This window comes from Synechococcus sp. LTW-G, from assembly GCF_054459035.1.
Window position 1 is genome coordinate 356832 of record NZ_JBTKYW010000002.1, and the last position, 16661, is coordinate 373492.

A 16661-nucleotide genomic window follows, 5' to 3' on the forward strand; every position below is an offset into this window, starting at 1 on the left:
ACAGAGGGTGCACCGGCCAGCCGGCCATGTTTGAGATCGTTCTCTTCCCCATCGACCGCAGCCGCCAGGCTGCTGAAACCGCTGCCTTCGCCCTGAAGTTGGCTCAGCAGCACGACAGCCGTTTGGTGCTGCTCTCCGTGGTGGAGCCCGGTCAAGACGATCCCGCTGCTGTGGCTGCGTTGTTGGAGGACGCCCGCGGTCGCTTCCAAGAGCAGGGCGTCAGTTGTGAGGTGCTCGAGCGTGAAGGCAAGCCGGCTTTTGTGATCTGTGATGTGGCCGATGAAATCAATGCCGATGTGATCGTGATGGGGACCCGCGGGCTGAGCCTCGAAGCGGAGGACGCCCCCAGCACGGCCTCCCGTGTGATTCAGTTGGCCCCTTGCCCCGTGATGGTGGTGCCGTGAGTGAGCTGCTGAGTAGCGCGGCCCCGTCGATTCAGTGGTATCCGGGCCACATCGCCAAAGCAGAGCGCGCGCTCACCGACAACCTGGCCAAGGTCGACTTGGTGATCGAGGTTCGCGATGCCCGCATCCCGACGGCCACCGGCCACCCCCGTTTGCAGCGTTGGATTCAAGGCAAGCAACATCTGCTGGTTTTGAACCGCCGCGACATGATTCCAGTGGCGGCGCGGGAGGCTTGGGACGCCTGGTTCCGCGGCCAAGGCCAGACCCCTTGGTGGAGTGATGCCAAGGCCGGCACGGGGGTCAAGCAGCTGCAGCAGGCAGCGATTCGAGCCGGGGATTCCCTCAATGAGCGGCGCCGGAATCGCGGTATGCGCCCCAGGCCCGTGCGGGCGTTGATGCTGGGTTTCCCCAACGTCGGCAAGTCCGCCCTGATCAATCGCTTGGTGCGCCAAAAAGTGGTGGACAGTGCCCGCCGCGCTGGCGTGACCCGCAGCCTGCGCTGGGTCCGGCTTGGCCAGGACTTGGACCTGCTGGATGCGCCAGGGGTGTTGCCCCCTCGCCTGGATGACCAGCTCGCTGCCCTGCGTCTGGCGCTGTGCGACGACATCGGCCAGGCGGCCTACGACGGAGAGGCCGCCGCCATGGCCTTTGTCCACATGCTCACGGCCTTGGAGGCAACGGAGACCTCAGGGGTCAAGCCCGGCCTGCTGGAGCGTCGCTATGGCATCCCGGTCGAGACGCTGCCAGGGGAGGGCGCGCCCAAGCCGGATGTCCATGGCTGGTTAACGGGAGCGGCTGAGCGGCACACCAGTGGCGACACGGTGCGAATGGCCCAGCGGTTCCTCGATGACTTCCGCCGGGGCATGCTCGGACCGATCGCCTTGGAGTTGCCGTGAGTGGTTTTGGGGAAGGTGAAGGGGAGCTGCTGACGCTCACTTACCCCAAACCTCTGCCCATGCGATTGGACCGCTGGCTCGTGGCTCAACGCCCCGAGCAGAGCCGGGCCCGGATTCAGAAGTTCATCGACGCGGGCTATGTCCGCGTCAACGGAGTCACGGGCCGCGCCAAGACCCCCCTGCGTCTGAACGACACGGTGGAGTTGTGGATGCCGCCGCCGGAGCCCCTTCCCTATCTGATCCCCCAGGCCATCCCCCTGGATGTCCTCTACGAGGACGAGCACCTGATCGTGCTCAACAAACCGGCCGGGCTCACGGTCCACCCGGCCCCCGGCAACAAGGATGGGACCCTGGTCAATGGCCTGCTGCATCACTGCCCCGATCTACCGGGCATCGGCGGCGAGATGCGTCCGGGGATCGTTCATCGCCTGGACAAAGACACGACGGGCTGCATCGTCGTGGCCAAGAGCCAGGAGGCCCTGGTCAAGCTGCAGGTGCAGATCCAGAAGCGCGTGGCGTCCCGGGAATACCTGGCGGTGGTCCATGGAGCCCCATCCGGGGACAACGGAACGATCGTTGGGGCCATCGGCCGCCATCCCGCCGATCGCAAGAAGTACGCGGTGGTCCATGACGGCTCCGGGCGCCATGCCTGCACTCACTGGACCCTGCTGGAGCGCCTGGGTGATTACGCCCTGATGCGCTTCAAGCTCGACACCGGCCGCACCCACCAGATCCGGGTTCATTGCGCCCACATCGGGCATCCCATCGTTGGGGATCCGGTTTATTCCCGCTGCCGCAAGTTGCCGTTGACCCTGCCCGGTCAGGCGCTCCATGCCTTCCAGCTGGGTCTGGATCACCCGATCCGTAAGGACCGAATGCTGTTTGAGGCCCCCCTGCCGGAGGTGATGGAGAAGCTGCTCAAGCTGCTGAGGCGGCGGGCAGGCGTGGACACGCCTCCACCAGCGTCCGAGTGATGGCGGCCTGGGGCTGGCTGAGCAGCTGATCACCGGGCCCCTCTTCAACGATCTTGCCGCCATCGAGCACCACGACCCGCTGGCAGAAGCCACTGGCCACCGCCAGGTCGTGGGTGACAAAGATCAGCCCCAGACCGAGGCGGTCCTGGAGGGAGCGCAGAAGCTGCAGCACCTCGGCCTGGACTTCGGCATCGAGCATGCTCACGCTCTCGTCGCAGAGCAGCACCTGCGGTTCCAGCACCAGGGCCCGTGCGATGGCGACCCGCTGTTGCTGACCGCCGGAGAGCTGGCGGGGCAGGCGCCCCTCAAAGGCCTCGGGCGGCTGCAGGCCAACGGCCTCCAGCCACTGCCGGGCCTGTTCACGGGCGGCCGCTGGGCTGGCGAGCCCATGGATCAACAGTGGATCGGCAATGGCCTCCCCCACGGTCATCGCTGGGTTCAGGCAGGCCAGCGGGTCTTGAAAGACCATTTGGATGCGCCGCCTGGCCTGGCGCAGGGCTTCACCCCGCAGGCGCATGAGATCAACGCCCTTGAGTTTCACGCTGCCGCCCCGGACCGGCGTCAGCCCCATCAGGGCGCGGCAGAGGGTGCTCTTTCCGCAACCGGAGGCGCCAACGACGCCCACGGTTTCGCCGTGCCGCAGCTGCAGGCTGACCCCGTCCACGGCCCGGTACCAGCGGGACTGCCAGGGCAATCCCGGCAGGGGATGCCAGCAGCGCAGTCCCTCCAGCTCCAGCAGGGGAGAGGCATTGGATGGGGCAGGTGTGACACCGCCTTCCCGGGCCCGCGCGGCCCCCACGAGCCGTTGGGCCAGGGGCGATTGGGGTTGGGTGAGCAGGGTGGTCGCTGGGGCCTGCTCCACCAGTCGGCCCTGATCCAGGACGGCGATTTGATCGCACCAGCGCCCGGCCATGGCCAGGTCATGGCTGATCAGCAACAGGGCGCTGCCGGCCTCCCGACAGAGGTCGCACAGCTCCTGCATGACTTGCCCGGCCACGGCCACATCCAGGCTGGTGGTGGGTTCATCGGCAATGACCAGGGCGGGGCGCAGGGCCATGGCCAGGGCAATGGCGAGACGCTGTCGCATCCCGCCGCTGAACTCGTGGGGATAACTGCTGTAGCGCTCCTCGGTGATGCCGACCCGCTGGAGTAAGGCCCGAGCCCGTTCACGGATTCGGGCCTGCTGCCAGGCCGGGCGGTGTTCGCTGAGGGTGTCGGCCAGGTGCTCGCCGATCGTCATCAGGGGGTTCAGCCGGGTCATCGGGTCTTGGAAGACCAGGCCGACCGCCTCTCCCCGCAGCCGACGCAGTTCGGAGCGCCTGAGGGTCCTTGGATCCCTGCCCTTGAGCAACAGTCCGCCTTGGCAGCGACTGCCCTGGGGGAGCAGTTGCAGCACGGCTCGGGCCACCGTGCTTTTGCCGCAGCCGCTGGGTCCCACCAGGGCGAGGCGTTCACCCGCGTTCAACTGGAGATGGAGGCCATCGAGGGTGTTGCTTTGGCTCCCCGGGTAGCGCACGAGCAGGCCTTGCAGCTCCAGGACCGCACCGGGATGGGCTGGGGCGGCCATGGTCAGGCAACAGCACTCCACCCAGGCTGGCAGGTGCGGGAAGGGCAAACCCTCACCTGTGGTCGGTTTGTGAGGGCCACTGCATACGATGGTGGAAATCGCAGAGCGCAATGCTCCAGGCGGTGCCCGGTACGGCAGAACGGTCCGCCTCCAGTGGGGCAGCGGCTTCTGCTGAACGCCAGGGCCCAGGAGCGGCGCTCGGCAGGCGCGTCATCAACAGCCCCGCGGACTACGGCATTGAGCTGCCGGCGTGGCTGCACACCTGCATTGAGCACGTTCCCCCTGGGGTCGGGGAAAGTTGCCCCACCGACACCGAGGCGCTGCTGGCCTCAGCCTTCGACTTCGCGTTTCAGCTCCATGACGGCCAGGTGCGGGCCAGCGGGGAGCCCTACATCTGCCATCCCGTGGCGGTCGCTGATCTGCTGCGTGACATCGGTGCCAGTGCGGGGGTGATCGCCGCTGGATTCCTCCATGACGTGGTGGAGGACACCGAGGTCACGCCAGAGGAGATCGAGCAGCACTTCGGCTCTGAGGTGCGGGGCTTGGTGGAAGGGGTCACCAAGCTGGGGGGCATTCACTTCACCAACAAGACCGAGGCCCAGGCCGAAAACCTGCGCCGGATGTTCCTGGCGATGGCCAGTGACATCCGCGTGGTGCTGGTGAAGCTGGCTGATCGCCTGCACAACATGCGCACCCTCGGTGCGCTCAAGCCCGAGAAGCAGCAGCGGATTGCCCGGGAAACGCGAGAGATCTACGGCCCCTTAGCTAACCGCTTGGGCATTGGTCGCTTCAAGTGGGAGTTGGAGGACCTGGCCTTCAAGATCCTCGAGCCTGAGGCCTTCCGCGACGTGCAGCAGCAGGTCTCCAGCAAACGCAGTGATCGCGAGGAGCGCCTGGGGGTCACCGCCGACATCCTTAGCGGCAAGTTGTCCTCTGTGGGTTTGGGTGAGTGCGAGGTCAGTGGACGGCCCAAGCACCTCTATGGCATCTGGAACAAGATGCAGACCCAACGCAAGGCCTTCCACGAGATCTACGACGTGGCGGCGCTGCGGATCATCTGCCCGAACGTCGAGAGTTGCTATCGCGCCCTGGCGGTGGTCCATGACACCTTCCGCCCGATTCCTGGTCGCTTCAAGGACTACATCGGGCTGCCTAAGCCGAATGGCTACCAGTCCCTGCATACGGCGGTCATCGGTCGCCATCGGCCGATTGAAGTCCAGATCCGCACGGCCGAGATGCACCGGGTGGCGGAGTTCGGCATCGCAGCCCACTGGAAATACAAAGAGGGCGGATCCCCCGCCGCCACCGGATCGGATGCCGAGCGCTTCAACTGGCTGCGGCAGTTGGTGGATTGGCAAAAAGATGGCGTGGGGGAGGACAGCGGGGACTTCCTGCGCTCGATCAAAGAGGACCTCTTTGACGAAGAGGTGTTTGTCTTCACTCCCGGTGGAGACGTGGTGGGCTTGCGCAATGGCTCAACTCCAGTCGACTTTGCTTATCGCATTCACTCCGAGGTGGGGAACCACTGCCAAGGGGCCCGCATCAACGATCGGCTCTGCCCTTTGGCAACGCCGCTGCAGAACGGCGACTTCGTTCAGATCCTGACCTCCAAGACTGCTCACCCCAGCCTGGATTGGCTCAACTTCGTGGCCACGCCCACGGCGCGTAATCGCATTCGCCAGTGGTACAAGAAGAGCCATCGTGAGGAGAACATCCAGCGCGGCACCGATATGCTCGAGCGCGAGCTGGGCCGTGATGGTTTTGACGCCCTCCTCAATGGCGAGGCGATGGCGAAGGTGGCGCGCCGTTGCAACCTCGTCGGCACCGAGGATCTGCTCGCGGCCATTGGCTTTGGTGGCGTCACCCTCCATCAAGTCCTGAACCGCCTGCGGGAGGAGCTGCGCCTGGCCACCGAGGCCGAGGCCCCGGTCATCAGCGATGAAGAACTCGCCCGCAACCTCACCCAGCAGGGGGAGCAGACCTCGGGGCCATCGACTCCCCTGACGGGCCATGGCGACGCCAGCTCGATCCTGGGTCTCGAAGGCCTCGAATATCGCTTGGGCGGCTGTTGCAGCGCCCTCCCTGGCGAGGCGATTGTCGGCACGGTCGCCCTCGGCAACCACGGCATCACCATTCACCGTCAGGATTGCTCCAACCTCGGTTCAGTACCGGCTGAGCGCCGTCTGCCGGTGCAGTGGAATCCCCAGGTCAGTGATTCCCAGCGTCGCCGCTACCCCGTTCAACTGCGGATTGAGGTGCTCGACCGGGTGGGTGTGCTGAAGGACATCCTCACGCGCCTGTCCGACCACCGCATCAATGTCAGCGATGCCCGGGTTCGCACCAATCCGGGCCGCCCTGCACGCATTGACCTGAAGGTGGAGCTGGAGAGCGCGAATCAGCTGAGCAACACCATGGATCAGATCCGCGCGATGGCCGATGTGCTCGACATCGCCCGCGCCGGCATCGGCTAATCCGTGTTGCGTTTGGGTTTGCTCACGCCCTACGGACTGGTCGGCTGGGCTACAGCTCCCCCTCGGCAGTTTCTGTAGGAAGAGGAGATAGGAACAACCGGTTGCAATGACCTCTGAACAGGCCGCGCAGCTCATTGATGACGCTTTGGATCTGGTGCAGGAGCGTCTGGAGACCCTTGACCAGCATCACCCGCTCGCCCACCAGGCCCTGGTGGAGGAGTTCCGCGAGTGGCGCCATCCACCTGGCGGGCACATCGACTTGATGGTCTGCCCGGGCTTCTCCGCGAGCTGACGCAGCGAAACGAGACACTGGAGGCATGTCCTCCGACACGATCGCCGCCGTTGCCACTGCCGTCGCTGCAGGCGAGGGCAGCGTCTCGATCGTGCGGATCTCCGGGCCAGAGGCGGAGGCCATCGGTGAACGGTTGTTTGAGGCCCCCGGCCGGCAGGTGTGGGAGAGCCACCGCGTGCTCTACGGCCATGTGCGCGACCCGGGCAGCGGCGAGCGGGTAGACGAGGCCCTGCTGCTGTTGATGCGGGCTCCCCGCAGCTTCACCCGCGAGACCGTTGTTGAGCTGCACTGCCACGGCGGGGTGATCTCCGTGCAGCGCGTCCTGGAGCTGGTGCTGGCCGCCGGCGCCCGGCGCGCCTTGCCGGGTGAATTCAGTCAACGGGCTTTCCTCAATGGCCGGTTGGATCTCACCCGGGCGGAGGCCATCAGCGAGTTGGTCACAGCCCGCAGCCGGCGCGCGGCCCAGTTGGCGATGGCGGGCCTCGATGGGGGCCTGGAGCGCCAGATCAGTGGCCTGCGCCTGCGCCTGCTCGATCAACTGGCGGAGTTGGAGGCGCGGGTCGATTTTGAGGACGACCTGCCCCCCCTAGATGGTCAGGCGGTGGCTTCGGAACTGCAGGCGGTGCGTAGCGCGCTGCAGGAGCTGGTGGCCGATGGCGAGCGCGGTCAGGTCCTGCGGGAGGGGCTGAAGGTGGCGATCGTGGGCCGCCCAAACGTTGGCAAGAGCAGCCTGTTGAACCTGCTCAGCCGCAGCGATCGCGCGATTGTGACCGACTTGCCCGGCACCACCCGCGATCTGGTGGAGAGCGAGCTGGTGCTCAAGGGGGTTCCGCTAACCCTGCTCGACACCGCTGGGATCCGCGACACCGAGGATCGCGTCGAGCAGATCGGCATCGAACGCAGCCGCGGTGCGCTGCAGGCGGCGGATGTGGTGCTGCTGCTGTTTGACCGGGCCCAGGGTTGGCTGGCGGAGGACCAGGTGCTGCTGGCTTCCCTTCCACAGGGCATCCCCCATCTGGTGGTGGCCAACAAGGCGGATCAGCCCGCGGCGGAGCCTGCCGCCCATGCCGACGTTTGCATCAGTGCGTTGACCGGCGAGGGGCATGAGGCTCTCGTGGATCGCCTGCTGCAGAGCTGCGGCCAAGGCGGTGAGCAGGGGCTGCAGGTGGCCCTGAATCGACGGCAGTTGGATCTGGCGGTGTCAGCAGCGGCCAGCCTGCAGCGCACCCTTGAGGCCGGTGAGCAGCAGTTGCCCTGGGACTTCTGGACGATCGACCTGCGGGCTGCGGTGCGCTCCCTTGGGGAAATCACTGGGGCCGAAGTGACTGAGGCGGTCCTCGATCGAATCTTCTCGCGCTTCTGCATTGGCAAATAGGACCAAGAGCTCGGGCAAGCTGCCCCTGGGTCCATCACGCTGAGTTCAGGATGAGCGCCGCACCGCTGCCACTGACGCCGGCTCTGCAGCGGCAGCTGCGCGACTGGTTGCAGGAGGACATTGGCCGCGGCGATCTCAGCGCTCCAGCCCTACGCCCGGGTCGTTGCAGGGCCCACTGGATCAGCAAGGCCCCGGGGGTGTTTTGCGGCGGCCCGCTCCTGGACTTTGTCTTTCGCGAGCTGGATCACAGCGCCAGCGTGGAGCTGCTGGTGGCAGATGGGGACGCGGTCACCCCTGGCCAACGCCTGTTGAACCTGGAGGCCGAGGCGGCGGCCTTGGTGGCGGCAGAGCGCACGGCCCTGAACCTGGCGATGCGCTTGTCGGGGATCGCCACGGCCACGGCCCGGCTGGTGGCGGAGCTGGAGGGCAGCGGCGTCCGGTTGGCGGACACCCGCAAGACCACGCCTGGTTTGCGGGTGCTGGAGAAGTACGCCGTGCGCTGCGGCGGCGGGGTGAACCATCGCCTCGGATTGGATGACGCGGCGATGTTGAAGGAGAACCATCTGGCCTGGGCCGGTGGGGTCGCTGCGGCGATTGCCGCTGTCCGCTCTGCGGCCCCTTGGCCGGCGCGCGTGATCGTGGAGGCCGAGACCGCCGCCGAGGCCCAAGCTGCGATTGAGGCCGGAGCCGATGGGGTGTTGCTCGATGAGTTCAGCCCCGAGGCCCTGCTCGAGCTCGTCCCCCAGCTGCGGGCTCTGACCAGCCGCCCTGTGGTGCTGGAGGCTTCGGGGGTGCAGCCGGAGCAGCTTCGGGCCTATGCCGCCACAGGACTGGATCTGATTTCCACCAGTGCACCGGTGACCCGCAGCAGCTGGCTGGACCTGAGCATGCGCTTCTCCAGCTGAGTTCATTCCCGCGGAGAGGGATGATCTGAAGATCTCCCCCGCATCTCCATGCTTCGCATCGCCCAGTCCCTGGAGAACCAGCTGCGCGATGCAATGCAACGGGCATTCCCTGCGGCAGCGGCGGCGGGCCAGGCCTTCGATCCCCAACTCGCGCCCGCCAGCAAGCCCGAATTTGGTGATTTTCAGGCCAATGGCGCCTTGCCCCTGGCCAAGCCCTTGGGCCAGCCCCCCCGCAAGATTGCCGAGGCGGTGGTGGAGCAACTCAAGGCGGACGAGGGCTTCATGGCCCTCTGCCAGGAGCCGCAGATTGCTGGCCCTGGTTTCATCAACATCACGCTTCAGCCCGAGCGTTTGGCGGCGGAGGTGAAGCAGCGCCTCGGGGATGCCCGCCTCGGCGTGCCGGCTGTGGAGCAGGCCGCGCCGGTGGTGGTGGACTTCTCCAGCCCGAACATCGCCAAGGAGATGCACGTTGGGCACCTGCGCTCCACGATCATTGGCGACTCCCTGGCCCGGGTTCTGGAGTTCCGCGGACATCCGGTCCTGCGGCTGAACCACGTCGGCGATTGGGGCACCCAGTTCGGGATGCTGATCACCCACCTCAAGCAGGTGGCCCCCGAAGCCTTGGAGACCGCCGATGCGGTGGACCTGGGCGACCTGGTGGCCTTCTACCGCGAGGCCAAAAAACGCTTCGACGAGAACGAGGCCTTCCAGACCACCTCACGGGAGGAGGTGGTGAAGCTGCAGGGGGGCGATCCGGTCTCCCTGAAGGCCTGGGGGCTGCTCTGTGACCAGAGCCGCCGTGAGTTCCAGAAGATCTATGACCGCCTGGACATTCGTCTGAGCGAACGGGGAGAGTCCTTCTACAACCCCTATCTCGAGGGGGTGGTCCGCGACTTGGAAGCCACGGGGCTGTTGGTGGTGGATGACGGAGCCGGTTGCGTCTTCCTCGAGGGGGTCAGCGGGAAGGACGGCAAGCCGTTGCCGGTGATCGTCCAGAAGAGCGATGGCGGCTTCAACTACGCCACCACTGACCTGGCGGCGATCCGTTATCGCTTCGGCTCAGCCCCGGAGGGCGATGGGGCCCGCCGGGTTGTGTACGTGACCGATGCCGGTCAGGCCAACCACTTTGCGGGGGTGTTTCAGGTGGCCCGCCGCGCCGGTTGGCTCCCCGAAGGGGCCCGTCTGGAGCATGTGCCCTTCGGTCTGGTGCAGGGGGAAGACGGCAAGAAGCTGAAAACCCGCGCCGGTGACACGGTGCGGCTGCGGGATCTCTTGGATGAGGCCGTGGAGCGCTCAGAGGCGGACTTGCGTCGCCGCCTGGAGGAGGAGGGCCGTAGCGAGGACGAGGCCTTCATCGCTCACGTGGCCAACACCGTCGGACTGGCGGCGGTGAAGTACGCCGACCTCAGCCAGAACCGAATCACCAATTACCAGTTCAGCTTTGATCGGATGCTGGCCCTGCAGGGCAATACGGCTCCCTACCTGCTCTATGCCGTGGTCCGCATTGCCGGTATCGCCCGCAAGGGCGGCGACCTGGATGCGGCTTCCATAGGGGGGCTTCAGTTCAGTGAACCCCAGGAATGGGCCCTGGTGCGGGAGCTGCTGAAGTTTGATGCGGTGATCGCCGAGGTGGAGGAGGAGTTGCTGCCCAATCGCCTCTGCACCTATCTCTTTGAACTGAGCCAGGTCTTCAACCGCTTCTACGACCAGGTGCCCGTGCTCAAGGCTGAGCCAGAGGCCCTGCCGTCTCGCCTGGCCCTTTGCCGTCTGACCGCCGACACTCTCAAACTCGGTCTTGGCCTCCTGGGAATCGCCACCCTCGAGCGGATGTGAATGCGATCGGCTTGCTCATCACCAGCTCCCTAAACCGCGCGATGTCTCTCTGTGATTCAAAGGCGGGTTTGGGAAGCCAATAGGCCAGCTGGGGCATCGGGAAGAGCAGAAAGCCTTGCTCTCGCTCCTCAATTCTCGTGATGGTTTCCCAGCTGAACTGACTGCTCTCGTTTTTGGACGACGTCCGCAGTTCCGACTCCGTGATCATCCAGCTGACGTCACTATTCAGGTTTGGCACCCTGCGAGCACGTTGACTTGCAATCCAGTCGGTGCTCCATGGCAGTGTCGCGAGGAATAGCCCAAAGATGGCGGGTATCACGGCCTCGCTGAAATCTCCTTTGACTGCAACGGTGAGGACGATTTGGCTCACCGCTAGAGATGCTCCAACCCATGGAAGCCACTTGAAAAACTTGATGACGCTTTGGGTTGTCTCGCGGATGGCAAGCTTTGCGTCTTGAAGGGTGAAGGTGTAGTTCAGTTCGATCGGTTCCATTGCTCGTCTGGCGCTTGAGATGGCTTCCTTGATGGCTGCAGGTTTACGAGTTAACAGACGACAAGCAACCAATCCGGTCTTCTCGCCGCAACGCGACCTTGGGCCAGGGTTATCGGTAGTTTCGGCGCAGATTCCGGATCCAGGCAAGCTGGATGGAAATCTCTTCGACGTTGGTTCTGTGCCGTTCAGCAGATGACCATGCACAACCCTGCCGGAACGACCTCAAACCCAGGTCAGTCCTTAGATGCGTTGGGCTTCCCACAGGCTCGCCCCGAGGTGGAGAGCCTGCATGCCTACAGCGCCCCCCTGGAGGGACGCCGAAAGCTCCTGCGGCTGGATTTCAACGAGAACACCGTCGGCCCAAGCCCCCGCGTTGTTGAGGCGCTGCGCTCCATTCCCGCCGATCACATCGGCATCTATCCGGAGTACGACGGTCTGCGCGAAGCGGTGGTCGCCAACCTTGGGCTCCCGCTGCAGCCCGAGCAGGTCGGTCTATTCAATGGCGTTGATGCGGCGATTCATGCCGTCTTCCACGCCTATGGCGACCGCGGTGAGACGTTGCTCACCACCTCGCCAACCTTTGGTTACTACACCCCCTGCGCTCAGATGCAGGGGATGGTGATTGAGGCCGTTCCCTACGTCGGTGCGTCCTTCGCGTTCCCTCTGGAGGCGATTCGCGAGCGCCTGCAGGTCCTGCAGCCTCGTCTGCTTCTGATCTGCAACCCCAACAACCCCACGGGAACTCGCTTGGCTCCGGAGCTGATCCTTGAGCTCGCGGCCGCGGCTCCGGCAACCCTGGTGGTGGTGGATGAGCTCTACGAGGCCTTCACCGGTGACAGCGTTCTGCCCAGTGCCGACTTCGCGGCTAACCCCAATCTGTTGGTCCTGCGCTCCCTGGCTAAAACCGCCGGCCTGGCGGGGCTGCGCATCGGCTTTGCCATCGGACATCCCTCGGTTGTGGATCGCATCAGCCGCGTCACGGGGCCCTATGACATCAACAGCTTTGCGGTCACCGCGGCCTTCGCGGCCCTGAAGGATCAGGCCTACGTGGATGCCTACGTGCAGGAGGTGTTGCAGGCCCGCATCTGGATGGCCCAGCAGCTCAAAGCAGCTGGAGTGCGCCACCACATCGAGGGTGGGAACTATCTGCTGGTCTGGCCGAAGAACGATCCAGCACGGATCGATCAGGGGTTGCGGGAGGCGGGAATCCTGGTGCGGGCGATGACCGGTAAGCCGTTGATCGATGGCTCACTGCGGGTCAGCCTGGGAACCACAGCGCAGATGCAGCAGTTCTGGGCGGCCTATGCCGCCCTGGAAGGACTCGCGGCCTAGCGCATGACGTCGATCTGGGTGCCCTCGCCGAGCTTGCCCGGCAGGCTCAGCACCCGGCCGACCCGTTTGACGCTGGTGCCCTTCATGGCCTCCAGGAAGGGTTCGACGCTGCTTTGGTCGCAGTTCGCAGGGGTTTTGCCACTGACGTACTGCACGGGGATCACCCGCTTGGGGGCTAGCTCACGCACCACCGCCGCGGCTTCCGCCCCGTCGTAAACCTTGGCGCCGCCGCCGACACCGACGATCAGCACGTCGGGCTTGCCCAGCAGCACACGATCCTCAGGACTCAGCTGGGCGGCTGTGCCACCGAGGTGGGCAAAGCTCAGGCCGCCCTGGTTCCAGCGCCAGAGGGTGGCCTGGCCGAAGCGCCGACCGCCAAAGCGGTCATGGGGTGCGGAGATGCCTTCGATCTTGAGGCCGGCGAGGCGGTAGGAGCCCGGTTGGCTCAGAAACTTGCCTTTCGCCACTGGGGCCCCTTCATCCAGCAGCAGGCTGCTGGCGAGAATCACATTGGCGCTGACCCGGGGTTCCGCCAGTCCTGTGGCGCAGGCCACGGCCTTGAACGGGTTCACCAGAACCTTGGCGCCACCGCCTTGGATCAGCAGGGCGCTGTGGCCGTAGCTGGTGATCGTCACACCGGTGTTGGCACTCGCCGCCAGGGGCAGGGCGACGGCTGCGGCAGCCAGGGTGCGGATCAGCAGGGCCATGGAGCAGCTGGAGTTGGGCCGAACGTTAGCCGGCTGCCGCTTGGGCCAGGAAATTTCCAAGGAGCTGATGACCGCTCTGGGTGAGGACGCTTTCCGGGTGGAACTGCACCCCCTGCAGATGGGGGTACTCCCTGTGGCGCAGGCCCATGATCGTGCCGTCTTCGAGCCAAGCGGTGATCTCGAGGCAGTCGGGCAGGGACTCCCGCTCGGCAATCAGGCTGTGGTAGCGGGTGGCCGTTAGGGGGTTGGGCAAGCCGGCGAAGACCCCAGCACCCTCATGGAGCACCGGTGAGGTCTTGCCATGCATCAGCTCCTTGGCTCGGATCACCTTGCCGCCGTAGACCTGGGCAATGGATTGATGGCCCAGGCAAACCCCCAAGGTGGGGATCCTTGGGCTGAGTTCTCTCAGGACCTCGAGGCAGACCCCGGATTGATCTGGGTCGCCGGGGCCCGGCGAAATCAAGATGGCGTCGGGGTTGAGCTCACGGATCTGCTCCAGGCTCAAGGCGTCGTTGCGCTCAACCCGCAGGTCTTCAGTGATGGGGTGGTCGGCCGCCAGTTCACCCAGGTACTGCACCAGGTTGAAGGTGAAGCTGTCGTAGTTGTCGAGAACGAGAAGCATCAGCCCTGCAGCCAGGGCACCATTCAAACGCCCAGACGGACCAAGAGGGCGGGGAGCACCAGCAGCGCCGCGATCACCAAGGAACTCAGGGCCGCCACCAAGACCGCTGCGGCGGCGCAATCCTTGGCGATTCGAGCCAGGGGGTGAAATTGCCGGCCGATGGCCAGGTCGACCACCGCTTCGGTGGCGGTGTTGATCAGTTCCAGCACTAGGACGGCGGCCACGGTCAAGACCAGGACGGCCAGTTGGGGCAGGGGCAGCTGCAACCAGAGGCCCAGGCCAAAGACACAGGCCCCCGTCACCACATGGATGCGGAAATTCCGCTGGCTGCGGAAGCCGTAGATCAGGCCCTGGGCGGCATAGCGAAAGCTGGCCGGCAGATCACTGGCGACCTGCCAGGCTCCGAGCCGCCGCACCTTATTGCCAGCACCAGTTCCCGCCTCGCTCGCCTGATGCAGGCCTCGCCTGGAGGTTGGATCCGGGTCCTGGGGTTGAAGCATGGGCAAAGGCGACTGATGCACCCTTTGGCCGCACCCTACCGCTGCTGGGTCCCGGCGAGAAGCTGCTGCTGCCTCTGCAACATCGCCTCGAGGCTGGCGTCGTCGGGATGGTCCCAGCCCAGTAGGTGCAGCAACCCATGGGTGGCCAGGAACAGCAGTTCCTCCCGCAGGTTGTGCCCGTGTTCCGGGGCCTGCCGCGCAGCGGTTTCGACGGAGATGACGATGTCGCCGAGCTCCAGGGCATCGAGCAATCCTTCCTCCCCGTCGAAGTCGGGCATGGGGATCGCTGGGGCGTCATCCAGGCCGTCGTCCTGGGCGGCGAAGGCCAGCACGTCCGTCGCCCCCTCCTTGTCGCGCCAATCGCTGTTGAGGGCAGCAATCTCCTCGTCGTTCACCAGGCTCAGGCCGAGGCTGTAGGCCGGCGCCTGGAGGGGCTCTGGGAGTTCGCCCTTGAGCTGGCTCAGCCAGCCGTTGATCAGTGCATGCCAGGGCTCGATGCCCTGGATCGGATCGCAGAGCTCAGCGGCAGCCTCAACCAGTGCTTCCGGCAGATCCTCCGCGGCCTCAAAGGCCAAATCCAGGTCGGGTTCGGCCGTCATCGCTTCAGGCTCCAGGTACTTGGGGTTTGCCCAGCCAGGCCACCAGGACGATGAAGCCGACAAACCCCAGGGCGGTCAGGCCGAAGTGGAACAGGCTCAACTTGCCCTTGCGCACCATGTTGCGCATCGCCAGTTTCGTGAAACTGGGGTTCTCACCGGCCGCGCCGGAGGTCTCTTGCGTCGTGGGATCAGTCATCGCTGCTGGCTCCGGCCACTTCAACGCCGGCATGCAGCAGGCTCTGGATGAAGGGATCGAGATCGCCATCCATCACGCCTTGCACGTCGGTGGTTTCGTGCTGGGTGCGCAGGTCTTTCACCATTTGGTACGGGTGGAAGACGTAGTTGCGGATCTGGTTGCCCCAAGCCGCTTCGACGATGTCGCCGCGGATGTCGGCGATCTCAGCGGCGCGCTGCTCCTGGGCGATCACCAGCAGCTTGGCCATCAGCAGGGCCATGGCCTTTTCCTTGTTCTGGAGCTGGGAGCGCTCCTGGGTGCAGCGCACGAACAGACCCGTCGGGATGTGGAGGATGCGCACGGCGGTCTCCACCTTGTTCACGTTCTGGCCGCCGGCGCCGCCTGAGCGTGAGGTGGTGATCTCCAGGTCCTTTTCGGGAATATCCAGCTTCACCTCCTCCTCGATCTTGGGCATCACCTCCACGCCCGCGAAGCTGGTTTGGCGCTTGTCGTTGGCGTTGAACGGTGAGATGCGCACCAGCCGGTGGGTGCCCTTCTCGTTGCGCAGATAGCCGTAGGCGTAGCGGCCCTCGATTTCAATCGTGCAGCTTTTGATCCCCGCCTCTTCCCCGTCGCTGAGTTCGTCCACGGTCACCTTCATGCCGTGGTCTTCGGCCCAGCGGGTGTACATCCGCATCAGCATCAGCGCCCAGTCCTGGGCGTCGGTGCCGCCGGCGCCGGCATTGATGCTGATCACGGCCCCCTCTTTGTCATAGGTGCCGCTGAGTAGGCGCTCGAGCTCCCAGCGATCGAGGTCCGCCCGCAGCTTCTTCAGCGCTGCGTCGGATTCGCTGAGTAATTCGTCATCGGGCTCGAGCCCATAGATCTCAACCGTGGCCTCGGCGTCGGCCACGGCCCCCTGCCACTGGCTCAGCTGCTCGAGCTGGGCTTTCACCTCATCGAGCTGGCGCATCTTGGACTGCGCCAGCTTTTGGTCATCCCAAAAATCCGGCTGGGAGGCCAGTTGTTCGAGATCCTGTTGCCGTGCTTTCAGTGCAGCGACGTCAAAGACAGTCCTGGGCATTGCCCAGGCGGTCAGTGAGCTCAGAGAGATCGCGCTTGAAGTCGGTGAGGTCGAGCACCAGGCCGAAAGGAACTTGGTTTGACCGTATCAGCGCAGGCCTTGGGCGGGTCGGCTTCCCGTCCAAGGCCCTCAAATCTCGCTTCTAGGATTTCGAAACGCTTGAGAAGTGGCGCCATGCCGACGGTTGAGATCTACACCTGGCGCGCCTGTCCGTTTTGCATTCGCGCCAAGGCGCTCCTGGATCGCAAGGGTGTGACCTACACCGAATACGCCATTGACGGCGATCAGGCCGCCCGCCGGGCCATGTCTGAGAAAGCGGGTGGACGCACCAGTGTTCCCCAGACCTTCATTAACGGTGAACACGTCGGCGGCTGTGATGACCTCTACGCCCTTGAGCGCAGTGGCCAGCTCGATGCCCTGCTGGGAGTCTGA

The 16661-nt window shown here is 65.2% G+C and carries 18 protein-coding genes; 10 read left to right on the forward strand and 8 right to left on the reverse strand.

Features of this window, described 5'->3' with window-relative positions; genetic code table 11:
- Positions 1-26: 26 nt before the first annotated feature.
- The 3 genes from ACXIQ9_RS05790 to ACXIQ9_RS05800 are packed head-to-tail and all read left to right on the forward strand — an operon-like array spanning position 27 to position 2274.
- The gene (locus ACXIQ9_RS05790) at positions 27-404 is read left to right on the forward strand and encodes a universal stress protein (RefSeq protein WP_010313477.1); all 378 of its coding nucleotides are present in this window, start codon (positions 27-29) and stop codon (positions 402-404) included.
- Positions 401-1300: a ribosome biogenesis GTPase YlqF gene (gene ylqF / locus ACXIQ9_RS05795; RefSeq protein WP_459016036.1), complete on the forward strand. Its 900-nt coding sequence runs from the start codon at positions 401-403 to the stop codon at positions 1298-1300. Before ACXIQ9_RS05790 ends, ylqF begins: the two co-directional genes overlap by 4 nt.
- Positions 1297-2274, forward strand: coding sequence for an RluA family pseudouridine synthase (locus tag ACXIQ9_RS05800; RefSeq protein WP_459016037.1), 978 nt, complete (start codon positions 1297-1299; stop codon positions 2272-2274). Before ylqF ends, ACXIQ9_RS05800 begins: the two co-directional genes overlap by 4 nt.
- Here ACXIQ9_RS05800 and ACXIQ9_RS05805 read toward each other — a convergent pair.
- Positions 2219-3841 carry an ABC transporter ATP-binding protein gene (locus tag ACXIQ9_RS05805; RefSeq protein ID WP_459016038.1) on the reverse strand — a complete coding sequence of 541 codons (1623 nt, stop codon included), beginning with the start codon at positions 3839-3841 and terminating at the stop codon, positions 2219-2221. The genes ACXIQ9_RS05800 and ACXIQ9_RS05805 overlap by 56 nt on opposite strands.
- A gap of 110 nt (positions 3842-3951) precedes the next feature.
- Between ACXIQ9_RS05805 and ACXIQ9_RS05810 the strand changes: the two genes are divergently transcribed.
- The 5 genes from ACXIQ9_RS05810 (at position 3952) to argS (ending at position 10717) form a co-directional block, all read left to right on the forward strand.
- The gene (locus ACXIQ9_RS05810) at positions 3952-6312 is read left to right on the forward strand and encodes a RelA/SpoT family protein (RefSeq protein ID WP_459016039.1); all 2361 of its coding nucleotides are present in this window, start codon (positions 3952-3954) and stop codon (positions 6310-6312) included.
- A 106-nt stretch (positions 6313-6418) separates the two neighbouring features.
- Positions 6419-6604, forward strand: a complete 186-nt coding sequence (locus tag ACXIQ9_RS05815; protein WP_010313466.1) for a hypothetical protein — start codon at positions 6419-6421, stop codon at positions 6602-6604.
- Positions 6605-6629: 25 nt separating this feature from the next.
- On the forward strand, positions 6630-7979 hold the full coding sequence (mnmE, locus tag ACXIQ9_RS05820) for a tRNA uridine-5-carboxymethylaminomethyl(34) synthesis GTPase MnmE (protein WP_459016040.1): 1350 nt from the start codon (positions 6630-6632) through the stop codon (positions 7977-7979).
- A gap of 50 nt (positions 7980-8029) precedes the next feature.
- Positions 8030-8884: a carboxylating nicotinate-nucleotide diphosphorylase gene (gene nadC / locus ACXIQ9_RS05825; protein WP_459016041.1), complete on the forward strand. Its 855-nt coding sequence runs from the start codon at positions 8030-8032 to the stop codon at positions 8882-8884.
- Between the two features lie 48 nt (positions 8885-8932).
- Positions 8933-10717 (forward strand): arginine--tRNA ligase, encoded by a 1785-nt coding sequence (argS, locus tag ACXIQ9_RS05830; RefSeq protein WP_459016042.1) that lies wholly within the window; start codon positions 8933-8935, stop codon positions 10715-10717.
- Here argS and ACXIQ9_RS05835 read toward each other — a convergent pair.
- Entirely contained in the window at positions 10668-11210 is a 543-nt protein-coding gene (locus tag ACXIQ9_RS05835; RefSeq protein ID WP_459016043.1) for a YcxB family protein, read from the reverse strand. The genes argS and ACXIQ9_RS05835 overlap by 50 nt on opposite strands.
- A 198-nt stretch (positions 11211-11408) precedes the next feature.
- Here ACXIQ9_RS05835 and ACXIQ9_RS05840 point away from each other — a divergent pair, with 198 nt between their 5' ends.
- On the forward strand, positions 11409-12542 hold the full coding sequence (locus ACXIQ9_RS05840; protein WP_459016096.1) for a pyridoxal phosphate-dependent aminotransferase: 1134 nt from the start codon (positions 11409-11411) through the stop codon (positions 12540-12542).
- Here the strand turns inward: ACXIQ9_RS05840 and ACXIQ9_RS05845 are convergent.
- The 6 genes from ACXIQ9_RS05845 to prfB form a co-directional block, all read right to left on the reverse strand.
- Positions 12539-13249 (reverse strand): MBL fold metallo-hydrolase, encoded by a 711-nt coding sequence (locus ACXIQ9_RS05845; protein ID WP_459016044.1) that lies wholly within the window; start codon positions 13247-13249, stop codon positions 12539-12541. The genes ACXIQ9_RS05840 and ACXIQ9_RS05845 overlap by 4 nt on opposite strands.
- Before the next feature lie 25 nt (positions 13250-13274).
- The gene (locus tag ACXIQ9_RS05850) at positions 13275-13871 is read right to left on the reverse strand and encodes an anthranilate synthase component II (RefSeq protein WP_296419134.1); all 597 of its coding nucleotides are present in this window, start codon (positions 13869-13871) and stop codon (positions 13275-13277) included.
- A 23-nt stretch (positions 13872-13894) separates the two neighbouring features.
- Positions 13895-14371 carry a diacylglycerol kinase family protein gene (locus ACXIQ9_RS05855; RefSeq protein ID WP_296419131.1) on the reverse strand — a complete coding sequence of 159 codons (477 nt, stop codon included), beginning with the start codon at positions 14369-14371 and terminating at the stop codon, positions 13895-13897.
- Between the two features lie 35 nt (positions 14372-14406).
- A complete protein-coding gene (gene ybeY / locus ACXIQ9_RS05860; protein ID WP_296416567.1) occupies positions 14407-14970 on the reverse strand; it encodes an rRNA maturation RNase YbeY in 564 nt (187 codons plus the stop codon).
- Positions 14971-14974: 4 nt separating this feature from the next.
- Complete coding sequence (locus ACXIQ9_RS05865; protein WP_010313447.1) at positions 14975-15166, reverse strand: DUF3285 domain-containing protein; 192 nt, start codon at positions 15164-15166, stop codon at positions 14975-14977.
- Positions 15159-16287, reverse strand: a protein-coding gene (gene prfB, locus ACXIQ9_RS05870) for a peptide chain release factor 2 (RefSeq protein ID WP_296416566.1) whose coding sequence is annotated in 2 segments (ribosomal slippage) — positions 15159-16211 and positions 16213-16287 — 1128 coding nt in all. Because the reading frame shifts where the segments join, the coding sequence is not laid out codon by codon here. The genes ACXIQ9_RS05865 and prfB overlap by 8 nt, the downstream gene beginning before the upstream one ends.
- A gap of 116 nt (positions 16288-16403) precedes the next feature.
- On the opposite strand from prfB, the gene grxC reads away from it, so the two are divergent.
- Complete coding sequence (gene grxC, locus ACXIQ9_RS05875) at positions 16404-16661, forward strand: glutaredoxin 3 (protein ID WP_459016045.1); 258 nt, start codon at positions 16404-16406, stop codon at positions 16659-16661.